Origin of the sequence: Dorea sp. MB18-49, from assembly GCF_023669465.1 — a bacterium.
Lineage (GTDB): Bacteria > Bacillota > Clostridia > Lachnospirales > Lachnospiraceae > Dorea_A > Dorea_A longicatena.
The window spans coordinates 1-1,161 of the sequence record NZ_JAMOYX010000103.1; the positions used below are offsets into that span (position 1 = coordinate 1).

Genomic DNA, 1,161 nt, shown 5'->3' on the forward strand with positions numbered 1-1,161 from the left:
ATTATCATGTTAGTCACTTTTGTTGGGTAATTTATAAATTTTGTCTGATATTCACATCACTGAAAGGAGTTTATATGGAAATAGAAAAATTAAATCTATACAGAGACACCAACTGGAATGATATAAAACTTCGTTTCTGTGGTCACTCAGAATGTCTTCCACTTCATTCCTATGGCCCTGGAACAAGACCTTATTATCTTATGCATTTCGTTCTTTCCGGTAAAGGGCGCCTTGTAGTAAATAAAACAGAATATCAGATTACAGAAAATCAACTCTTTTTGGTCGAACCAGATCAGATGGTCTTCTATCAGGCCGATAAGGAAGACCCCTGGACATATTCGTGGGTCGGTTTCAATGGTAAACTTGCACCATATTTCATGCATCGTCTTGGATTCGGTTACCCCTCACTTACCAAGGAACTTTCTACAGAAATCTTTGAAGAGATTAAAGATCTCCTCGATATTCTGATTTCCATAAAAAATAACAATACAAAAAATGATCTGTATACGAATGGAATCCTTCTTCTCCTTCTTTCAAAAGTCGGTACATTTATCGAAGATTCCAAAGAACTTCCAGAAAGAAAAAGTCGTCAAAATTCGGAAAGTCATGTCCAACGGGCAATTTCCATTGTAGAAGATTTCTACGGACGGGATCTGACTGTTCAATATATTGCAGACAAACTGAGCCTGAATCGCTCCTATCTCTCAGAGATTTTTTCAAAGCAGATGGGTGTTCCATTAAAAAAATATATACTGGATTTTCGCATCACCCAGAGTGAAGAATTTCTTTTCACCTCTGACTGGTCTGTAGACTATATCAGTCAGATCTGTGGATTCAATTCTCCTTCTTACTTTTCAAAAATATTTAAAGAATATCATGGAATATCTCCTACTGAATATCGAAAGAGCCGTCACAAACGTGAACACCAGACTGTTCTAGTGAAATGAGCAATCAATAGTTGATGTGTACAGATTTTTCACTATCTGGCAGATTCGGACCTTAATTCATTAGAACCTACACCATCAAACGCATTACAGGAAAAGGCTCTCTGGCATTTGCCAGAGAGCCTTTTCTTTTAAAAATCTAGAGAATGGATTTTTTAGAAGCACATTTTTCGGGGTTGAATATTCATTCTTTTGTACTTCTCATACAATATATCAC

At 36.4% G+C, this 1,161-nt stretch carries 1 protein-coding gene; it reads left to right on the forward strand.

What is annotated here, in order from left to right:
- Positions 1-74 precede the first annotated feature (74 nt).
- On the forward strand, positions 75-947 hold the full coding sequence (locus tag NCY30_RS14930) for an AraC family transcriptional regulator (protein ID WP_250818886.1): 873 nt from the start codon (positions 75-77) through the stop codon (positions 945-947).
- Positions 948-1,161 lie beyond the last annotated feature (214 nt).

Excerpts from the sequence above, each read along its gene's own strand:
- NCY30_RS14930 (WP_250818886.1), top strand. The coding sequence starts at position 75 with ATGGAAATAGAAAAATTAAATCTATACAGAGACACCAACTGGAATGAT.